Annotated in this window: 17 protein-coding genes (1 of these 17 cut by a window edge); 12 read left to right on the forward strand and 5 right to left on the reverse strand. The window is 68.8% G+C overall.

Translation table 11 applies throughout. The features are described from left to right. Positions 1-274 precede the first annotated feature (274 nt). The 11 genes from ldtR (at position 275) to thiL (ending at position 8,593) form a co-directional block, all read left to right on the forward strand. Complete coding sequence (gene ldtR, locus C6569_RS04130; RefSeq protein WP_425440709.1) at positions 275-796, forward strand: transcriptional regulator LdtR; 522 nt, start codon at positions 275-277, stop codon at positions 794-796. A 9-nt stretch (positions 797-805) separates the two neighbouring features. Then, positions 806-937 carry a hypothetical protein gene (locus tag C6569_RS22360; RefSeq protein WP_281260390.1) on the forward strand — a complete coding sequence of 44 codons (132 nt, stop codon included), beginning with the start codon at positions 806-808 and terminating at the stop codon, positions 935-937. Between the two features lie 262 nt (positions 938-1,199). Beyond that, the gene (locus C6569_RS04135) at positions 1,200-2,477 is read left to right on the forward strand and encodes a L,D-transpeptidase family protein (RefSeq protein WP_245898226.1); all 1,278 of its coding nucleotides are present in this window, start codon (positions 1,200-1,202) and stop codon (positions 2,475-2,477) included. Between the two features lie 199 nt (positions 2,478-2,676). Further along, positions 2,677-2,877 (forward strand): DUF6898 family protein, encoded by a 201-nt coding sequence (locus C6569_RS04140; RefSeq protein ID WP_106747650.1) that lies wholly within the window; start codon positions 2,677-2,679, stop codon positions 2,875-2,877. A gap of 123 nt (positions 2,878-3,000) precedes the next feature. Further along, positions 3,001-4,308 (forward strand): serine hydroxymethyltransferase, encoded by a 1,308-nt coding sequence (gene glyA / locus C6569_RS04145; RefSeq protein ID WP_106747651.1) that lies wholly within the window; start codon positions 3,001-3,003, stop codon positions 4,306-4,308. 15 nt (positions 4,309-4,323) lie between these two features. Continuing rightward, positions 4,324-4,806, forward strand: coding sequence for a transcriptional regulator NrdR (gene nrdR / locus C6569_RS04150; RefSeq protein WP_106747652.1), 483 nt, complete (start codon positions 4,324-4,326; stop codon positions 4,804-4,806). A gap of 4 nt (positions 4,807-4,810) precedes the next feature. Continuing rightward, positions 4,811-5,941 carry a bifunctional diaminohydroxyphosphoribosylaminopyrimidine deaminase/5-amino-6-(5-phosphoribosylamino)uracil reductase RibD gene (ribD, locus tag C6569_RS04155; RefSeq protein ID WP_245898314.1) on the forward strand — a complete coding sequence of 377 codons (1,131 nt, stop codon included), beginning with the start codon at positions 4,811-4,813 and terminating at the stop codon, positions 5,939-5,941. Positions 5,942-5,944: 3 nt separating this feature from the next. Then, positions 5,945-6,559 (forward strand): riboflavin synthase, encoded by a 615-nt coding sequence (locus C6569_RS04160; RefSeq protein ID WP_106747653.1) that lies wholly within the window; start codon positions 5,945-5,947, stop codon positions 6,557-6,559. A 26-nt stretch (positions 6,560-6,585) separates the two neighbouring features. Continuing rightward, positions 6,586-7,071: a 6,7-dimethyl-8-ribityllumazine synthase gene (ribH, locus tag C6569_RS04165; RefSeq protein WP_106747654.1), complete on the forward strand. Its 486-nt coding sequence runs from the start codon at positions 6,586-6,588 to the stop codon at positions 7,069-7,071. Then, positions 7,071-7,556 (forward strand): transcription antitermination factor NusB, encoded by a 486-nt coding sequence (gene nusB / locus C6569_RS04170; RefSeq protein ID WP_106747655.1) that lies wholly within the window; start codon positions 7,071-7,073, stop codon positions 7,554-7,556. The genes ribH and nusB overlap by 1 nt, the downstream gene beginning before the upstream one ends. Positions 7,557-7,600: 44 nt before the next feature. After that, the gene (gene thiL / locus C6569_RS04175) at positions 7,601-8,593 is read left to right on the forward strand and encodes a thiamine-phosphate kinase (protein WP_106747656.1); all 993 of its coding nucleotides are present in this window, start codon (positions 7,601-7,603) and stop codon (positions 8,591-8,593) included. 375 nt (positions 8,594-8,968) lie between these two features. Here thiL and C6569_RS04180 read toward each other — a convergent pair whose 3' ends face one another. Next, the gene (locus C6569_RS04180; RefSeq protein ID WP_245898227.1) at positions 8,969-10,828 is read right to left on the reverse strand and encodes an ABC transporter ATP-binding protein; all 1,860 of its coding nucleotides are present in this window, start codon (positions 10,826-10,828) and stop codon (positions 8,969-8,971) included. 267 nt (positions 10,829-11,095) lie between these two features. On the opposite strand from C6569_RS04180, the gene C6569_RS04185 reads away from it, so the two are divergent. Further along, on the forward strand, positions 11,096-11,596 hold the full coding sequence (locus C6569_RS04185; protein WP_106747658.1) for a peptide deformylase: 501 nt from the start codon (positions 11,096-11,098) through the stop codon (positions 11,594-11,596). Here C6569_RS04185 and C6569_RS04190 read toward each other — a convergent pair. The 4 genes from C6569_RS04190 to yghU all read right to left on the reverse strand — a co-directional run. Continuing rightward, positions 11,593-14,037 (reverse strand): TRAP transporter permease, encoded by a 2,445-nt coding sequence (locus C6569_RS04190; protein ID WP_146144728.1) that lies wholly within the window; start codon positions 14,035-14,037, stop codon positions 11,593-11,595. The genes C6569_RS04185 and C6569_RS04190 overlap by 4 nt on opposite strands. 119 nt (positions 14,038-14,156) lie before the next feature. Beyond that, the gene (locus C6569_RS04195) at positions 14,157-15,125 is read right to left on the reverse strand and encodes a TAXI family TRAP transporter solute-binding subunit (protein WP_106747659.1); all 969 of its coding nucleotides are present in this window, start codon (positions 15,123-15,125) and stop codon (positions 14,157-14,159) included. Between the two features lie 148 nt (positions 15,126-15,273). Further along, the gene (locus C6569_RS04200) at positions 15,274-16,569 is read right to left on the reverse strand and encodes a methyl-accepting chemotaxis protein (protein ID WP_181313904.1); all 1,296 of its coding nucleotides are present in this window, start codon (positions 16,567-16,569) and stop codon (positions 15,274-15,276) included. A gap of 388 nt (positions 16,570-16,957) precedes the next feature. Next, a protein-coding gene (gene yghU / locus C6569_RS04205; protein ID WP_106747661.1) for a glutathione-dependent disulfide-bond oxidoreductase crosses the window boundary here: on the reverse strand, positions 16,958-17,193 show its end. The gene runs 640 nt beyond the window's last position; 236 of the gene's 876 nt are visible here — the last part of the coding sequence; its start codon lies off the right edge, out of view; it ends in the stop codon at positions 16,958-16,960.

Here is a 17,193-nt window from a genome sequence, read left to right on the forward strand (position 1 = left end):
CGGCCAAGTGTCGGGAATTCGGTACTTGCGATCCTTTACCGAACCTTGCTCGACATTGCTCAGGTTGATGAAAAGACAACGAGATATTGCCGAGATATCAATGCAGTCCCGTGTTGAGGAAGTAATGGTTAAGCCGCCTTCACGCTGTTTGTTCGGGGGCTTTTAAAATTCGCCGGTCTAGGTTGAGGGCACACGAGCGGTGAACAGGGCCGCTCGGCCGAGGGTCAAAAAACGCCCCGGCGCCAACCAGGACAAGAGGCGTCCCATGAGCATGATGACCAAGGCGCGCGACGTCGCGTCGCCGCCGATTTCACCCGAACGTCTCGAGCGCTTCGAGGCCATCACGCCGGTCTATATGGAGGCTCTCACGCTGATCGAGCGCCTCCACCGCCGGCTGCTCGACGTCATCAAGGACGAGTTCGACCGCCGCAACCGCTCCGACATCAACGCCGTCCAGGCGCTGCTGCTGTTCAACATCGGCGACCGCGAGCTCACCGCCGGTGAACTGCGCACCAAGGGCTACTATCTCGGCTCGAACGTCTCCTACAATCTGAAGAAACTGGTCGAGATGGGCTACCTCTCCCACCAGCGCTCGCGCATCGACCGCCGCTCGGTCCGCATCAGCCTGACGCCCAAGGGGCACGAGATCGCCGAGATCGTGAAGGCGCTCTACGCCAAGCACGTCCGCACGGTCGAGCAGGTCGGCGGCATCGCCCTCGACGACTTCAAGACCCTCAACAAGTCGCTGCTCCGCCTGGAGCGCTTCTGGACCGACCAGATTCTCTACCGGCTCTGAGGAACGGCCATGACGACGACGATCTCCAACTGGGCGGTGCTCGGCGCCGGCCTCGCCATGGTTCTTCTGCTCGCCGAGAACATGCTCGGCGTCACCGGAGCCCTGTTGCTGGCGAAGGGCCGCGCCGACCGGCGGAACTGACCTTCCCAAGGCCTCACATCCTGTCGAATTGCGATGCCGGCGTCTCCCCTGGAGTGCGCCGGTTTCGCCACATCGGCCCGTCTCAGCCGCTTTCAGGCTGACTTTCTCGCCTGCGCAGGGCTCCGCTGCAGGAAATGCCTTGAGTTGGTCACATTGGTTGCCCTAGGTGCGACGCGACACCCGCTTGGCATTCCTTAAGGATAATGGTGTTTCCTCACGCGCTGGCGGGGGGTGACCCAGCCGATCATCCGGAGCCGTTATCGTGACCGATCGTTTCCCCGCGTATTCCGTTTCGCTGCTCGACCGGCGCACGCTCCTCGGTGGCCTCGCCTCGCTCGGCGCCATGGCGGCTGCGAGCCCCGCCCTGGCCCAGTCCGGACGCGGCGCCGTCGCCGAATGGTCGGAGAGCTTCGACGCGGGATCGCGCGGCCGCCCGAGCATCAATCCCTATCCGGTTCTCGGCCCCCACACGGTCCAGGGTCTAGAACAGGCCATCGCCCAGTACCAGGGCATCGTCTCGCGCGGCGGCTGGCAGCCCGTGCCGGACCGCGAGCGCCTGCGCATCGGCGCCCGTCGCCGGTCCGTCGTCGCCCTGCGTGAGCGGCTGATCGCCTCCGGCGACCTCAACCCCTCCGCCGGCCGCTCGGATGTCTTCGACTCCTTCGTCGACACCGCCGTGAAGCGGTTCCAGACCCGCCACGGCATCTCGCCCGACGGGCAGGTGCGCGAGTCGACCTTCGCCGCCCTCAACGTGCCGGCCGAGATGCGGCTGCGCCAGCTCGAGACCAACCTCGTCCGCGTGCGCGCCCATTCCGGCTTCCTCGGCAACCGCTTCATCGTCATGAACATCCCCGCCGCCCAGCTCGAGGCGGTGGAAAATGGCACGGTCGTCTCCCGCCACGTCACCGTCGTCGGCAAGATCGACCGCCAGTCGCCGGTCATTTCGACCCGCGTCCAGGACATCAATTTCAACCCGTACTGGACGGTGCCGGCCTCCATCATCCGCAAGGACCTCATCCCGAAGATGCAGGCCGAGCCGGACTACCTCGCCAAGAACCGCATCCGCGTGTTCAACGGCCAGGGCCAGGAGGTTGCCCCGGAGTCGATCAACTGGAACACGATGGAGGCGATGAACTACCGCTTCCGTCAGGACCCCTTCGAGGGCAACTCGATGGGCAACGTCCGCATCAACATCCCGAACCAGCATGCAGTCTACATGCACGACACGCCCTCCAAGGGCCTGTTCGGCGAGGACCAGCGCTTCCACTCGTCGGGCTGCGCCCGCGTGCAGAACGTCCGCGAGCTCATCGCCTGGATTCTTCAGGGCACCCAGTGGAGCCGCTCGGAGATCGACCGCATCTTCCGCACCACCGACCGGGTGGACGCCAAGCCGGTGCAGCCCGTGCCGGTCTACTGGGTCTACATCACCGCCTGGGCCAATCCGGACGGCCTCGTGCAGTTCCGCGAGGACATCTACCAGCGCGACGGCATCGGCCCGCAGGCCGCCGGCGCTCCGGCCCAGCCGGTCGCGCTGCGCTGACCGGTCCGGTCCGCCCCTGCTGACGTGATCGAAGCCCGGCCTCGCGCCGGGCTTTTCGCGTCAGGGGCGTGGTTGCACCTGGGACGAAGACGACCCGCGACGGACACACGTCGCACATGTCGCCTCGAGGCCGGGAAGGCAGCGCGCCGCCAGGGGCATGCCTCTCACGCGCCGTCACCACCCGTGCCACACTCGCACTATGCCCGAATCACAGCCGCGCACCGTCTATTTCGAGCACACCGCGCTGGGTGCCTATATCCGCTGCGCCGCCATCTGCGCCGACACCGGCACCGAGGTGGTGGTGATGGGGCCGATCCACACCGCGCTGCCCGATCTGGAACGCCTCGCCCGTCGTAAGCTCGAACGCCGGCTCGCGCAGGATGCGGGGGAGGGGGCGTAATATCGGCACAAGGTCTGGTGTGCCGAGCGCGCTGAACCTTGGACTTGCAACCGACGCTGTGCTACCGGCTAGCCCAGTTCCCGACCGACCCGGCGACCCTCGCCGTGCCACGGAGTGATCCGGATGTCCTCGTCTTCTGCCGCCGCCACCGAGCCCTTCGACGGCTTCTTCTCGGCCTCCCTCGCCGAGGCCGATCCGGTCATCTTCGACGCCATCCAGAAGGAACTCGGGCGCCAGCAGCACGAGATCGAGCTGATCGCTTCGGAGAACATCGTCTCCCGTGCCGTCATGGAGGCGCAGGGCTCGGTGATGACCAACAAATATGCCGAGGGCTATCCGGGCAAGCGCTACTACGGCGGCTGCCAGTTCGTCGACATCGCCGAGACGGTGGCCATCGAGCGCGCCACCAAGCTGTTCGGCTGCCGCTTCGCCAACGTTCAGCCGAACTCGGGAAGCCAGGCCAACCAGGCCGTATTCCTCGCCCTGATGCAGCCCGGCGACACCTTCATGGGCCTCGACCTCGCCGCCGGCGGCCACCTCACCCACGGCTCGCCGGTCAACGTCTCCGGCAAGTGGTTCAAGGTCGCGCCCTACACGGTGCGCCGGGAGGACCAGCTCATCGACATGGACGAGGTGGCGCGCATCGCCCGCGAGTCCCGGCCGAAGGTCATCGTCGCCGGCGGCTCGGCCTATGCCCGCGTCTGGGACTTCGCCCGCTTCCGTGCCATCGCCGACGAGGTCGGGGCCGTCTTCTTCGTCGATATGGCGCATTTCGCCGGGCTGGTGGCGGGCGGCGCCCATCCCTCGCCCTTCCCGCACGCCCATGTGGCGACGACCACCACCCACAAGACCCTGCGCGGCCCGCGCGGCGGCATGATCCTCACCAATGACGAGGACCTCGCCAAGAAGTTCAACTCGGCGGTCTTCCCCGGCATGCAGGGCGGCCCGCTCATGCACGTCATCGCCGCCAAGGCGGTGGCCTTCGGCGAGGCGCTGCGCCCCGAGTTCAAGGCCTATTCCCACGCCGTCGTCGCCAATGCCAAGGCGCTGGCCGAGACGCTGAAGGCGGCCGGCTTCGACCTCGTCACCGGCGGCACCGACAATCACCTGATGCTGGTCGACCTGCGCCCGAAGAACCTCACCGGCAAGGCCTCCGAGGCCGCCCTCGGGCGCGCCTACATCACCTGCAACAAGAACGGCATCCCCTTCGACCCGCAGAAGCCCTTCGTCACTTCGGGCGTCCGCCTCGGCACCCCTGCCGGCACCACGCGCGGCTTCGGCATCGCCGAGTTCAAGCGGGTGGGCGAGCTCATCGCCGAGACGCTGGACGGCCTCTCCAAGGCCAATTCCGACGAGGGCAACGCGGCGGTCGAGGCGGCCGTGCGGGAGAAGGTGAAGGATCTCACCGCCCGCTTCCCCATCTATTCCTGACGCGGCGCCGGGCCCGTGCGCTGCCCCTTCTGCGGCTTCGCCGACACGCAGGTGAAGGATTCCCGTCCGACCGAGGACGGCTCCGCCATCCGCCGACGGCGCGTCTGCACGGAGTGCGGCGGCCGTTTCACCACCTTCGAGCGCGTCCAGCTGCGTGAGCTGGTGGTGGTGAAGCGCTCCGGCAAGCGCGTGCCCTTCGACCGCGACAAGCTCATGCGCTCGATCCAGATCGCGCTGCGCAAGCGGCCCGTGGACCCGGAGCGTGTCGAGCGGCTCGTCTCCGGCATCGTCCGGCAGCTCGAGGCCTCGGGGGAATCCGACATCCCCGCCGAGAACATCGGCCGCATCGTCATGGAGGCGCTGAAGGCGCTGGACGACGTCGCCTATGTCCGCTTCGCCTCGGTCTACCGCAATTTCCGCGACCCCCGCGAGTTCCAGCAGCTCATCGGCGAGATGTCCGAGGACGGCGAGGGGACCGCCGACCCCGAGCGCCGCTGACGTGATGGACGGGAACGCCTTCACGGCGGTCGATCTCGCCCACATGGACCACGCGCTGCGCCTCGGCCGGCGCCATCTCGGCCTCGCCTGGCCCAACCCCTCCGTCGGCTGCGTCATCGTCAAGGACGGCGTCGTGGTCGGTCGCGGCGTCACGCAGGCGGGCGGCCGCCCGCACGGCGAGACCACCGCCATCGCCCATGCGCTCGCCGTCTCCGGCCCCGGCGCGACGCGCGGCGCCACCGCCTATGTGACCCTCGAACCCTGCTCGCACTACGGCAGGACGGCGCCCTGTTCCGACGCGCTCGCGCGCGCGGGCATCGCCCGCGTCGTCTGCGCCGTCGGCGACCCCGACCCGCGCGTGCACGGCCGCGGCTTCCACATGCTCCGGGCCTACGGCATCGCCGTCGATGTCGGCGCGGGTGCGGCGGAGGCCGCCCTCGACCACCGCGGCCACTTCATCCGCGTGCGCCAGGGCCGCCCCTTCGTCCAGCTCAAGATGGCGCTCTCCGCCGACGGCTATGTCGCGGCCGCCGGCGGCGCGCGCACCCAGATCAGCTGCCCCGCGGCCACGGTCCAGCTCCACCTCGTGCGCGCCATGGCCGACGTCATCATGATCGGCATCGGCACGGTCCTGGCCGACGATCCCATGCTCACCTGCCGTCTGCCGGGCATGGAGGCGCGCTCGCCGATCCGCGTCATCATCGACTCGAAACTCCGCCTGCCGCTGACCTCGCGCCTCGTCGCCACGGCCGGCGAGGTGCCGACCTGGGTCATCTCCACCGTCGGCGCGCCGCCCGAGGCCGAACGCGCCCTGCGCCGCGCCGGCTGCGAGGTCATGCTGGTGAGCCGCCGCCCCGACGGCGTCGTCGACATGGGCGCCGCGCTGCGCCTGCTGGCGGCCCGCGGCATCACCCGCGTCATGAGCGAGGGCGGCCCCATCCTCGGCGCCACGCTGATGCGCACCGGCCTCGCCGACGAGATCATCGTCGCGCATTCGCCGGTCACTCTCGGCGACGGTGTGCCCGGCTTCACCGAGCCCATGCCGGCCCGCTACCGGCTCGCCGAGAGCCGCATGGCCGGCTGCGACCGCATCGACACCTTCCGCCCCGATCCGACCGTCCCCGAGGGAGCCTGACCCATGTTCACCGGCATCATCACCGACGTGGGCGAGATCATCGCCGTCGAGGAGAAGGGCACGGCGCGCACCCTCTCCGTTGCCTGTTCCTACCCCGCCGACAGCCTGCCGCTCGGCGCCTCGGTCTGCCACATGGGCATCTGTCTCACCGTCACCTCCCTCGCCGAGCAGGGCAACCGCACCGTCTTCTCCATCGACGCTTCCGGCGAGACGCTGGCGCGCACCACGCTCGGCGCCTGGCAGGCGGGCAAGACGGTGAATCTCGAACGCTCGCTGCGCATCGGCGACGAGCTCGGCGGCCATATCGTCACCGGCCATGTCGACGGCGTCGCCGAGATCGTCTCGCGCGAGGATCGCGACGGCACCGCCTGGTTCGTCTTCCGCGCGCCCCGGGAGCTGGCGAAGTTCATCGCCGAGAAGGGTTCGGTTGCTCTCGACGGCACCTCGCTCACCGTCAACGGCGTCTCGGGCGACACCTTCACCGTCACCATGATCCCGCACACCCTGCAGGTGACGACATGGGGCGGCGCGACGGCCGGCGACAGGGTCAACCTCGAGGTCGACATGATGGCCCGCTACGCGGCCCGCCTTGCGGAGGCGAAGGCGGGGGGCTACTAGAGCGCTCCCATTCCGAAGGACCTGCCATGGCTGCCCCGCGTTCCGCGCCCGAGCACGTGATTCCGACCCATGCCCGCGTGCTCATCGTCGAGGCGCGGTTCTATGACGATCTCGCCGACTCCCTGCTGGAGGGCGCCAAGGCCGCCATCGCCGAGGTCGGTGCCACCTGCGAGGTGCACACCGTGCCCGGCGCGCTGGAGATCCCGGCCGCCATCGCCATCCTGATGGACGCGGCGGCGGCACGTGGCCAGCCCTTCGACGGCGCGGTCGCTCTCGGCACGGTCATCCGTGGCGAGACCACCCACTACGAGATCGTCTCCGAAGAGAGCTCCCGCGCCCTCATGGACCTGTCCGTCTCCCGCAAGATGCCCCTCGGCAACGGCATCCTCACCGTCGAGAACGACGCCCAGGCCTGGGCCCGCGCCCGCAGGAGCGACCTCGACAAGGGCGGCGGCGCTGCGAAGGCCTGCCTTGCCATGATCCGTCTGAAGCGCGCGGCGGAGCAGGCGTGATGGCCGAGGTCGCTCCGAAACAGGCGAACAAGCGCGGCACGGCGCGGCTCGCCGCCGTCCAGGCGCTCTACCAGATGGACGTCGCCGGCTCCGACATCAACGACGTCATCGGCTCGTTCCAGACCTTCTGGATGGGCCGCGAGGTGGAAGGCGAGACCTATCTGCCCGCCGATCACCAGTTCTTCCGCGACATCATTCAGGGCGTGATGCGCGAGCAGCAGCGCATCGACGTGGCGGTGGACCGCATCCTTGCCGACGAGTGGCCGCTGCGCCGCATCGAGGCCGTTCTGCGCGCCGTGCTGCGCGCCGGCGCCTACGAACTCTTCGAGCGGCCCGACGTCCCGGCCAAGGTCATCATCGCCGAATATGTCGACGTGGCCGACGCCTTCGTCGACCGCGAGGAGGTCGGCATGGCGAATGCCGTGCTCGACAAGATCGCCAAGCGCGTGCGCGCCGCCGAGATGGGCGAGGCCCCGAAGGGCTGAGGGGAGGCCTCCCCTTCGCCCGGCCTTTCCGCCATCATCGCCGCATGACCCGTCCGTCCGAAGACGACCTGATCGCCCGCTTCTTCGCGCCCCTCGCCACCTCGGCCGGCGCCGACGGGCTCACCGACGACGCGGCCGTGGTGCCGGAGGGGGAGGGCGACCTCGTCGTTACCAAGGACATGGCGATCGCCGGTGTCCATTTCTTTCCCGACGACCCGCCCGGGCTGATCGCGGCGAAGGCGCTGAGGGTCAATCTCTCCGATCTCGCCGCCAAGGGCGCGGTGCCGTCGGGCTTCCTCCTCGGCCTCGGCCTGCCTCCGGATTGGACGACCGATTTTCTCGCCGCCTTCGCCGATGGGCTGGGCCGCGACATCACCGCCTATGGCTGTCCGCTGCTCGGCGGCGACACGGTGAAGGTGCCGGGCCCGCTCACCCTCTCCGTCACCGCTTTCGGCCGTGCCACGCGGACGGTGCGCCGACGCGGTGCGCGGCCCGGCGACCTCCTCTGCGTCACCGGAACGATCGGCGACGGCGCCCTCGGGCTCGCCGCGCGGCAGGCCGAACGCCAGCCCGCGACGGCGCCCGACTGGCTGCGCCTCATCGCGCCGGAGGAGCGCGCCCATCTCGTCGACCGCTATCTCAGCCCCCGCCCGCGGGTCGCCCTCGCCGCCGCCGTCGCCCGTCATGCCTCGGCCGCCATGGACGTGTCGGACGGGCTCGTCGGCGACCTCGCCAAGATGATGGCGGCCTCGGGCACCGGCGCGCGGCTCGATGCCGGAGCGGTGCCGCTATCGGGGGCGGCGGCCGCCGCCATCGCCCTGGACCCCGCCCTGCGGATGCGCGCACTGACCGGCGGCGACGACTACGAAATCCTGCTGGCCTGCCCGCCGGACCGTCTCGCCGCGCTCCGTGACGATGCGGCGGCGGCCAATGTCCCGCTGACGGTGATAGGGGAGGTCACCGAAGGCGCCGAAGTGTCCTGGACGGCAGGAGGGCAGGTGCTCTCCTTTGGCTCCGGCCGGTTCGAGCATTTCTGAGAGGCACAACGGATGGCCCGGGAAGCTCGCTGCATCAGGCAAGTGCGTCCTTCGAGGCTCGCCGCCGGACGATGCTGATGCATCGCCGGGGCTCGCACCTCAGGATGAGGAAGGTGGTGCTTGGCATCGAGCCGCACCGGCCGGCGATACGTCTGATGCAACTCGCCGCACTTCTCATCCTGAGGTGCGAGCGACAGCGAACCTCGAAGGACGCACTTCGGTTCTGCAGGGCGGAGGGTCACATGGTGGATGGGCGGGACGAGCCCGGCCATGGAGAGAGGGCGGTGCGACTGCCACCCGTCTCCTGCACACCCACCGCACAAGAAAAAGGCCCCGGAAACCGGGGCCTTCCTCATTCGACAAAGGCGGAAAGCCTCACTCCCAGGCCATGACCACGTGGCCGGGTGAGACCTCCCGATACTGCCGCACGGGCGGCACGTAGTCGGGCGAGCGCACTGGGCTCTTGATCTCGTCATTCGACACGCCGCGCTTCTGCAGGCGGCGGGCCGGATCCGGGATCGGCACGGCCGACATCAGCTTCTTCGTGTAGGGGTGCTGGGCATTGCCGAAGACCGCGGCGCGCGGGCCGATCTCGACGATCTCGCCGAGATACATGACCGCCACGCGGTGGCACATGCGCTCCACGACCGCGATGTCGTGGGAGATGAACAGATAGGCGAGGCCCATGCTCGCCTGCAGGTCGAGCATCAGGTTGACCACCTGCGCCTTCACCGACACGTCGAGGGCCGAGACCGCCTCGTCAGCGACGATCAGCTTCGGCCCGAGCGCCAGGGCGCGGGCGATGCAGATGCGCTGGCGCTGGCCGCCGGAGAACTCGTGCGGATAGCGCGAGGCCATGTCGGGCGACAGGCCGACGCGGGTCAGCAGGTCGGCGACGCGGTCGCGCGCCTCCGAGCCGGTCGCGAGTCCGTGGGCATAGAAGGGCTCGGCGATGGCCGACCCGATCGACATGCGCGGGTTGAGGCTTGCGAAGGGGTCCTGGAAGATGATCTGCATGCGCTTGCGCATGTCGCGCAGCTTGCCGCCGTCCATGGCGAGTACGTCCTCGCCGTCGACGAGGACCGAGCCGGCATTGGGCTCGATCAGGCGCAGGATGGAGCGGCCGGTTGTGGACTTGCCGCAGCCCGACTCGCCGACGAGCGCCAGCGTCTCGCCCGAGTGCAGCGAGAAGGACACGTTCTCCACCGCGTGGACGCGGCCCGAGACCTTGCCGAACAGGCCGGAATGGATGTCGAATCGGGTGGTGAGGCCGGAGACCTCGAGCACCGGCCGCTCGGCGGCCTTCACCGTGTCCGGCGTCTCCACCGGCACGTCGCTCTCGCCCGTCGTCTTGTCGACGATGGGGAAGCGCATCGGCCGGCTGATGTCCTTCATCGAGCCGAGCTGGGGCACCGCCGAGAGCAGAGCCTTGGTATAGGGATGGGCGGGCGCGGCGAAGATCTGCTCCGTCGGTCCGGCCTCCACCGCCTTGCCGTGATACATGACGACCGTCCGGTCGGCGATCTCGGCCACCACGCCCATGTCGTGGGTGATGAAGAGGACGGACATGTCCTCCTCCTCCTGCAGCTCCTTGATGAGCTCGAGGATCTGCGCCTGGATCGTCACGTCGAGGGCCGTGGTCGGCTCGTCGGCGATGAGCAGCTTCGGTCGGCAGGCCAGCGCCATGGCGATCATGACGCGCTGGCGCATGCCGCCGGAGAAACGGTGCGGATATTCGTGGAAGCGCGACTTGGCGGCGGGGATGCGCACCTTCTCGAGCAGGCGCACCGTCTCCGCCTCGGCCTCCTGCCGCGACAGACCGCGGTGGTAGATCAGCGCCTCCGCGATCTGGAAGCCGATGGTCAGCACTGGATTGAGTGATGTCATCGGCTCCTGGAAGATCATGGCGACTTCGTTGCCGCGCACGTGGTGCATCGCCTTTTCCGGCAGCGTGGTGAGCTCGCGGCCCGCCAGCTTGATGCTGCCCTCCACCCGGCCGCTCTGCGGCGGGATGAGGCGCATGATCGACAGCGCCGTCACCGACTTGCCGGAGCCGGATTCACCGACGATCGCCACGGTCTCCTTGGGGCCGACGTCGAAGGAAACGCCGCGCACCACCGCGTTCCACTCGCCCTCCCGCAGGAACGAGGTGACGAGGTTCGACACCGACAGGACGGGGCCGGCATTGGGGACGGGGGCCAGGGAATCGGCGGCAGACTGGGGCAGGGCGCTCACGTCGAATGTCACTCGCTTGAACAGGTTCGAGGCGGGAAAGAAACCTCCGCCGGGCCCGCATCCTCATGCAACATCCATTCCATTGCAACCCGCCGCGGGCATGGCGCCGATGCTGTGGACGAGGCGTTGCTGGCGGAGCTCAGTTCCTCCCGGACCGCCCACGGGCGGGGCAGGAGACGCCGTCCGAATGGGCAAGCGGAGGGCGCGGGACCCTTTTGCCCATGGGCCCGCTCGGCTAGAGAGCAGGGCTTGCGAAGGAGTGATCCCGTGCCCGCCAGACCGCTCGTCATGTATCCCGACCCGCGCCTGAAGCTGCGCGCGGCGCCGGTGGAACATTTCGACGCAGCCCTGGAATCCCTCGCCCAGGACCTGATGGACACGGTGGTCGCGGCTCCCGCCATCGGCCTCAGCGCCTGCCATATCGGCGTTCAGCAGCGGCTGGTGGCGATCCGCCTCGCCGACGACGCCCTGATGCGGCTCTACGTCAACCCGCAGATCCTCTGGACATCGCCCGAGCTCAGACGCGAGCAGGAGGGCTCGGTCTCCATGCCGGGCATCGCCGAAGAGGTGGAGCGTCCCGCCCGGATCGGCCTCGCCTGGAACACGCTGTCGGGCGCCGAGGAGCGCGGCGAGGCGGACGGCTTCCTCGCCGTCGTCCTCCAGCACGAGATCGACCAGCTCGACGGCGTCTTCTGGCTCGACCGCCTGTCCCGGCTAAAGCGCGACAGGGCGATCCGGCGCTACGAGAAGCTCCGGCGCGGCCGCTAGCCCGCCGGCAGGGGGCCGCCGGTGCGGCCGACCCGCCGCCAGTGGGCGCCGAGCCCTATCGCCAGCGCCGCGAGCCCGGCCGCCTGGCTGTAGCCGTTGGGCACCAGCAGCAGGCAGCCGGCGGCGAGGCAGAGCACGCGTTCGGCCGCCGTCGCACGGGCGAGGCCGTAACCGGCGAAGGCCACGCAGAAGCCGACCAGCGCGACGCAGGCGGCGAGCGTCACCCACAACACCGACATCCACGCGCCGAAGGTCGCCGGCATGGCATAGACCACCGCCCCCGCGGCATTGGTGCCGGCAGGAACCAGCATCAGCAACTGGGCGCCGTCCGGCGTTAGGCAGAACATGAAGGGCACGATGAAGGCCGGCAGCGTGTATTTCCACGCCTGCATCGTCGTGCGGAACGGCTCGCCGCCGGTGATGGCCGAAGCGGCGAAGGGGGCGAGCGCGGTGGGCGGCGACACGTCGGCGAGCACCGCATAGTAGAACATGAACATATGCGCAGCCGCGGGCGGCACGCCGACCTTCACCAGGGCCGGCACCAGCATGACCGCGGCGATGATGTAGCTCGCCGTCACCGGCACCGAGAGGCCGAGCACCCACATGGCGAGGGCGGCCATCAGCAGGATCAGGAAGACGTTCGAGCCGCCGGCCGAGATGATGATGCCGGAAATGGTGAGGCCGAGGCCGGTCAGGTTCACCACCGAAACGATGATGCCGGCGCAGGCGCAGACCGCCACGATCCCAAGCGTCGAGCGCGTCCCGTCGAGCAGCGCGTCGATCATGCCGGTGCCGCCGGGGGGAACCGGCCGGCCGGCGCGCGTGGCTCTCCAGCTCTGCAGGCCGGAGGCCGCGACAGCGGCCGCCATGCCCCAGAAGCTCGCCACGGAGATGCGGTCGTTGAACAGTTCCTGCAGCCCCAGCGATTGCGGCATGCCGCTGATGCCGAACAGCCAGGCGCCGAGGGCGGCGAGGCAGCCGATCGCGAAGGCCTCGCGCGTCACCAGCCGGCTATCCTCCCGCACCATGGAGAGGACGAAGGCGACGACGATCGACCAGTAGACCGCCATGAAACTGGTGAAGCCCATCACCAGGAACACCGCGATCGCGGCGAGCGAAATGAAGTGGTAGCCGCCGCGCTTGGTCAGCTCCCACACCGAGGCATCCGACGTGCGCACCGGAACGACGCCGAGCCGGCGGGAATCGGCCTCCGTCATCAGCCAGCAGGAGACGTAGTAGAGGACGGTCGGGATGGTGGCGTAGATGAGGATCTGCAGATAGTCGACGTCGAGGAACTCGGCGATGATGAAGGCTGCCGCCCCCAGCGTCGGCGGCGACAGCGTGGCGCCGATCCCGGCCGCCGAAAGCATCCCCCCCGCCACCTGCGGATCGTAGCCCGAGCGCTTCAGCATCGGCCAGGCGAGGGTCGAGACCGTGACGGTCGTCGCCACGCCCGAGCCTGACACGGTCCCGAGCAGGAAGCCGGAGGCGACCACCGCGCGGCCCGGCGCCGAAGGGGAGGGGTTCTTGCCGAACAGGGCGAAGGCCCATTCGATGAAGAAGCGCCCGGCGCCGCCGCGGTCGAGCACCGCCCCGTAGATGGTGAAGAGGATGATGAAGGTCGCCGCCACGTCGAGGGGCGTGGTGAAGATGCCCTCGAGCGTCAGGAAGTTCTGCCCGACGATGCGGTTGAGCGTGAAGCCGCGATGTTCGAAGACGTCGGGAATCAGCCAGCCGGTGCGGGCATAGCAATAGACGAGGAAGGCGGCGGCGATCGCCGGCAGCACCCAGCCCACCGTGCGCCGCGTTGCCTCCAGAACCAGCAGCATGAGCGCGAGGCCCATGACCAGCTCCTCCGGCGAGGGCCGCATGGCGCGGGTTTTGTACTCGTCGATATTGGTGGAGAGATAGTACGCGCTGTAGAGCGCCAGCACCGCGAAGAACCAGTCGGCCGGCTGCAGCCGCGCCAGGAAACGATTCGAGACCAGCAGCGGATAGGCGGCGAAGCACAGGATCAGCGCCCAACCGAGGCCGTAGCCGAAGCTCGACCGGCCGAAGACGGTGAACATCGGGTTGGGGTGGTGCAGCACATAGGCGACCATGGCGATGGCGATGAGCGCCACCACCAGCTCCTCGATGCTCGCCCGGCGCGTCTGCGTCGCGCCGTCGGGGCCCGGGCGCGCCAGCGGATAGAGGATGAAGATCAGCGCAAGGCACAGGCTGAGGAAGCTCGCCCGGTAGACGGTGGTCGTGATCGAGAACTGCGTCCAGTAGAGCGCCATGGCGGCGACGAAGAAGGAGACGCCCGCCGTCAGCCAGCCGAGCCAGCCGCTCACCCGCCGCGCCGGTCCGCCCTCGGAGTCCGAGGACAGCCTCTCGATCTCTTCGTCCGTGAGGATGCGCTCGCCGGCCGCCGAAGCCGGTGTTCCACCTGCCGTCATCTGTCTGGTCCCCTGCTGGCCGCCGGATCCACGGCTCTTGCCGGCCGCGCTCGCGCCGCATGTCCGAAAGCCGGAACGGTCGACCCGCCCCGGCTCCCGGTCGGCCGGCTCCGCCGCGATTACATCGAGACGCCGCGCGCCTTGTAGAAGGCCTCGGCGGCCGGATGGAACGGCGCTGCCAGTTTCGCCGCGGCGCTCTGCAGGCTCAGTTTGCGGGCCTCGGGGTGGATGGCCTGCATGTCGGTCAGGTTGTTGAATATGCCCTCGAGGATGAGGGTGACCAGATCGTTCGGCGCCTTGCCATCCACGAGCATGACGTTGGCGACGCCGATTCCCTGCACCGGCTGCGTCTGGCCGGCATAGGAGTTCGGCGGCATGACCGAGAGCCGGTAGAGCCCGGGAAATTTCTTGTCCATCTCCGCCAGCTCCTTCGACGTGTCGAGGAGCTTGAACGGCGTGCGGCCGTTCTGGGCGAGATCGCGGATGGCGGCCGTCGGCACGCCGCCGCCCCAGAAGAAGCCGGCGATCTTGCCGTCAGCGAGCGCGTTGGCGGATTCGGCGACGCCGAGATTGTCGCGGATGATGTCGGTCTTGGGGTTGAGGCCGGCGGCCTCCAGCGTGCGGTCGGCCCATCCCTCGGTGGAGGAGCCTGCAGACCCCACGCCGATGCGCTTGCCCTTCATCTCGGCGACCGAGTTGATCGCGGGCGTCGCCACCGTATGCAGGACGTTGTCGTAGAGCACCGCGATCAGGCGGATGTCGCGCTTGCCGCCGCGGGCATAGGCACCGACGCCGTTGAGCGCGTCGATCACCGAATCCAGGGTCGAGAAGCCGATGTCGGCGTCGCCGGCCGAGAGCAGGTTGATGTTGTCCACCGAGCCGCCGGTGACCTGCGAGGTCGCCTGGACGTTCGGCACCTTCTCGGTCAGCACGCGGGCGAGGCCGCCGCCATAGACGAAATAGACGCCACCCGTGCCGCCGGTGGCGACGGTGAGGCGGCGGCGGGCCTGGGCGAGGGCGGGGGCGGAGAGGCTGAGAAGGCCGGCACCGGCGGCGAGTGCCGCCCGGCGGTTCAGGATCAGGGTCATCGACGTTTCCTCGTGGTCGGGGCGGGCCGGTTCGTCCGGCCTTCGGCGAAAGTTCGCGAGGAAAAGAGCATGACGGGGCAGGGAAGTGAAGCCCCGTCGCGGGAGCCGGCGCGGCGGCCGGCTCTGCGAGCGGTCCGCGGCCGGCCCGTCAGGCCGCCTTGATGGTGGAGAAGAAGTCCGTCACGCCGGAGCGGATCTTCGTCGTCTGGTCGGCCACCGCGTTGGCCGCAGTGAGGACGAAGGTGGACGTGGTCCCCGTCTCGCTGGCCGCCTGGCTGACGCCGGCGATGTTGCTGGACACCTCCTGGGTACCGCGCGCGGCCTCCTGGATGTTGCGGGCGATCTCCTCGATGGCCGATTGCTGCTCGCTGACCGATGCCGAGATCGAGCCGGCGATGGTGCTGATCGTCTCGATCGTGGTGCCGATCTGGGTGATCGAGCTCACCGACTGATTCGTCGCGGCCTGGATGGCGGCGATCTGCACGCCGATCTCGTCGGTGGCCTTGGCGGTCTGGCTGGCCAGGCTCTTCACCTCGGAGGCGACCACCGCGAAGCCCTTGCCGGCCTCACCGGCGCGCGCCGCCTCGATGGTCGCGTTGAGCGCCAGGAGGTTGGTCTGGCCGGCGATGTTGGCGATGAGGTTGACGACGTCGCCGATCTTCTGGGCGGCTTCGGCGAGACCGTCCATCACCGTCTTGGACTGGCGCGCCTGATGCACCGCCTGGTTGGCGATCTCCGTGGAATGGCTGACCTGGCGGCCGATCTCGGCCACCGCGCTCGACAGCTCCTCGGAGGCAGCCGCGACCGTCTGCACGTTGGAGGCCGACTGTTCGGAGGCGGCGGCCACCGCCGTGGACTGGCGGGTGGTCTCCTCGGCATTGGCGGCGAGGCCGTTGGCGGTGCTGCTGAGCTGCTCGGCCGAATGTTCCATGGTCTTCAGGGCCGCGGTCATCTCGACGTTGAAGGAATCGATGGCGCGGCTCATGCGGTCCTGCCGCTCCTGCCGCTCGGCGAGCATCGCCTCCTGGTAGACCGAGATGGCGATGTCCATGTCGATCATCACGGCGGCGTTCACCGCCGTCAGCACCCGGGAGAGCTTGCCGGGGTTCCACTTGTAGGTCTTCACCGCCAGTTCCCCGAGCTGGGCGAGCACGTAGTTGTAGCCGCCGATATACCAGCGCGGCTCGAGGCCAATCTTGTTGTGGACATGGCCGATCGTCCTGACGCCGTTCATGTAGGAGGCATCGAAGGTGCCGGAGAAGAGCTTCGCCCAGTGGCCGCCCTGCGCCGCCTTCAGCCGCGGAATCTCCTTGCCGACCATCGCGGCGAGCTTGGGTTCACTGGTGACGTGCCGGTAGAACCCCTCGAGGATCTGCGGCAGGGTCGGCTCGACGACCTTCCAGAACTCCCGCAGCAGGGCGCTGGTTTCATCGTTGATGCGCATGAAGCGCATCCGGACAGCGCGTTCCGTGGCCTCGTCGGAGGCGGCTTGAGCCATGGTCTTCATCGGAGAGGGTCCTGGTAGCGGGCGCGGTTGAACGCCACGTGTTATGATGTTCCGTTGCTCTTCGCCGGCAGCCGAAGTGCTGTCCGCGGTACCCTGTAGGGGAATTCCGCGAATACTTGCATGAACATTGACGCGTTATTCCTAAAAATATCTAAATCGACATGTGGAATAGGGGCGTCCGCCGGTCCCCGTCGGGCGGATTGAGGCACATCAACGCCTGCCCCGCGGCCGGCAAACCCTTCTCATCCGGTGCGGCCCAAGGGGCTGGCCCGAACGCGGAACCTCCGAGGGGAGCGGCCGCCAGGACGCGGCCGCTCCCTGCCCGTCAGCCGGCCGGCGCGATCTTGTCCTGGGTCTTCGTCTCGAAGTCGCTCGCCTCGTGCCGCTCGTGGAGCTGGCTCGCGGGATCGCCGGTGACGCGGTTCACCATCCGGCCGCGCTGCACGGCGGGACGGGCGAAGACCTGTTCCGACCAGCGGTTGACGTTGGTGTAGCTTTCGACGTCGAGGAATTCCCCGGCATTGTAGAGCAGTCCCTTGGCGAGCTGACCGTACCAGGGCC

The organism is Phreatobacter cathodiphilus (assembly GCF_003008515.1).
GTDB lineage: Bacteria > Pseudomonadota > Alphaproteobacteria > Rhizobiales > Phreatobacteraceae > Phreatobacter > Phreatobacter cathodiphilus.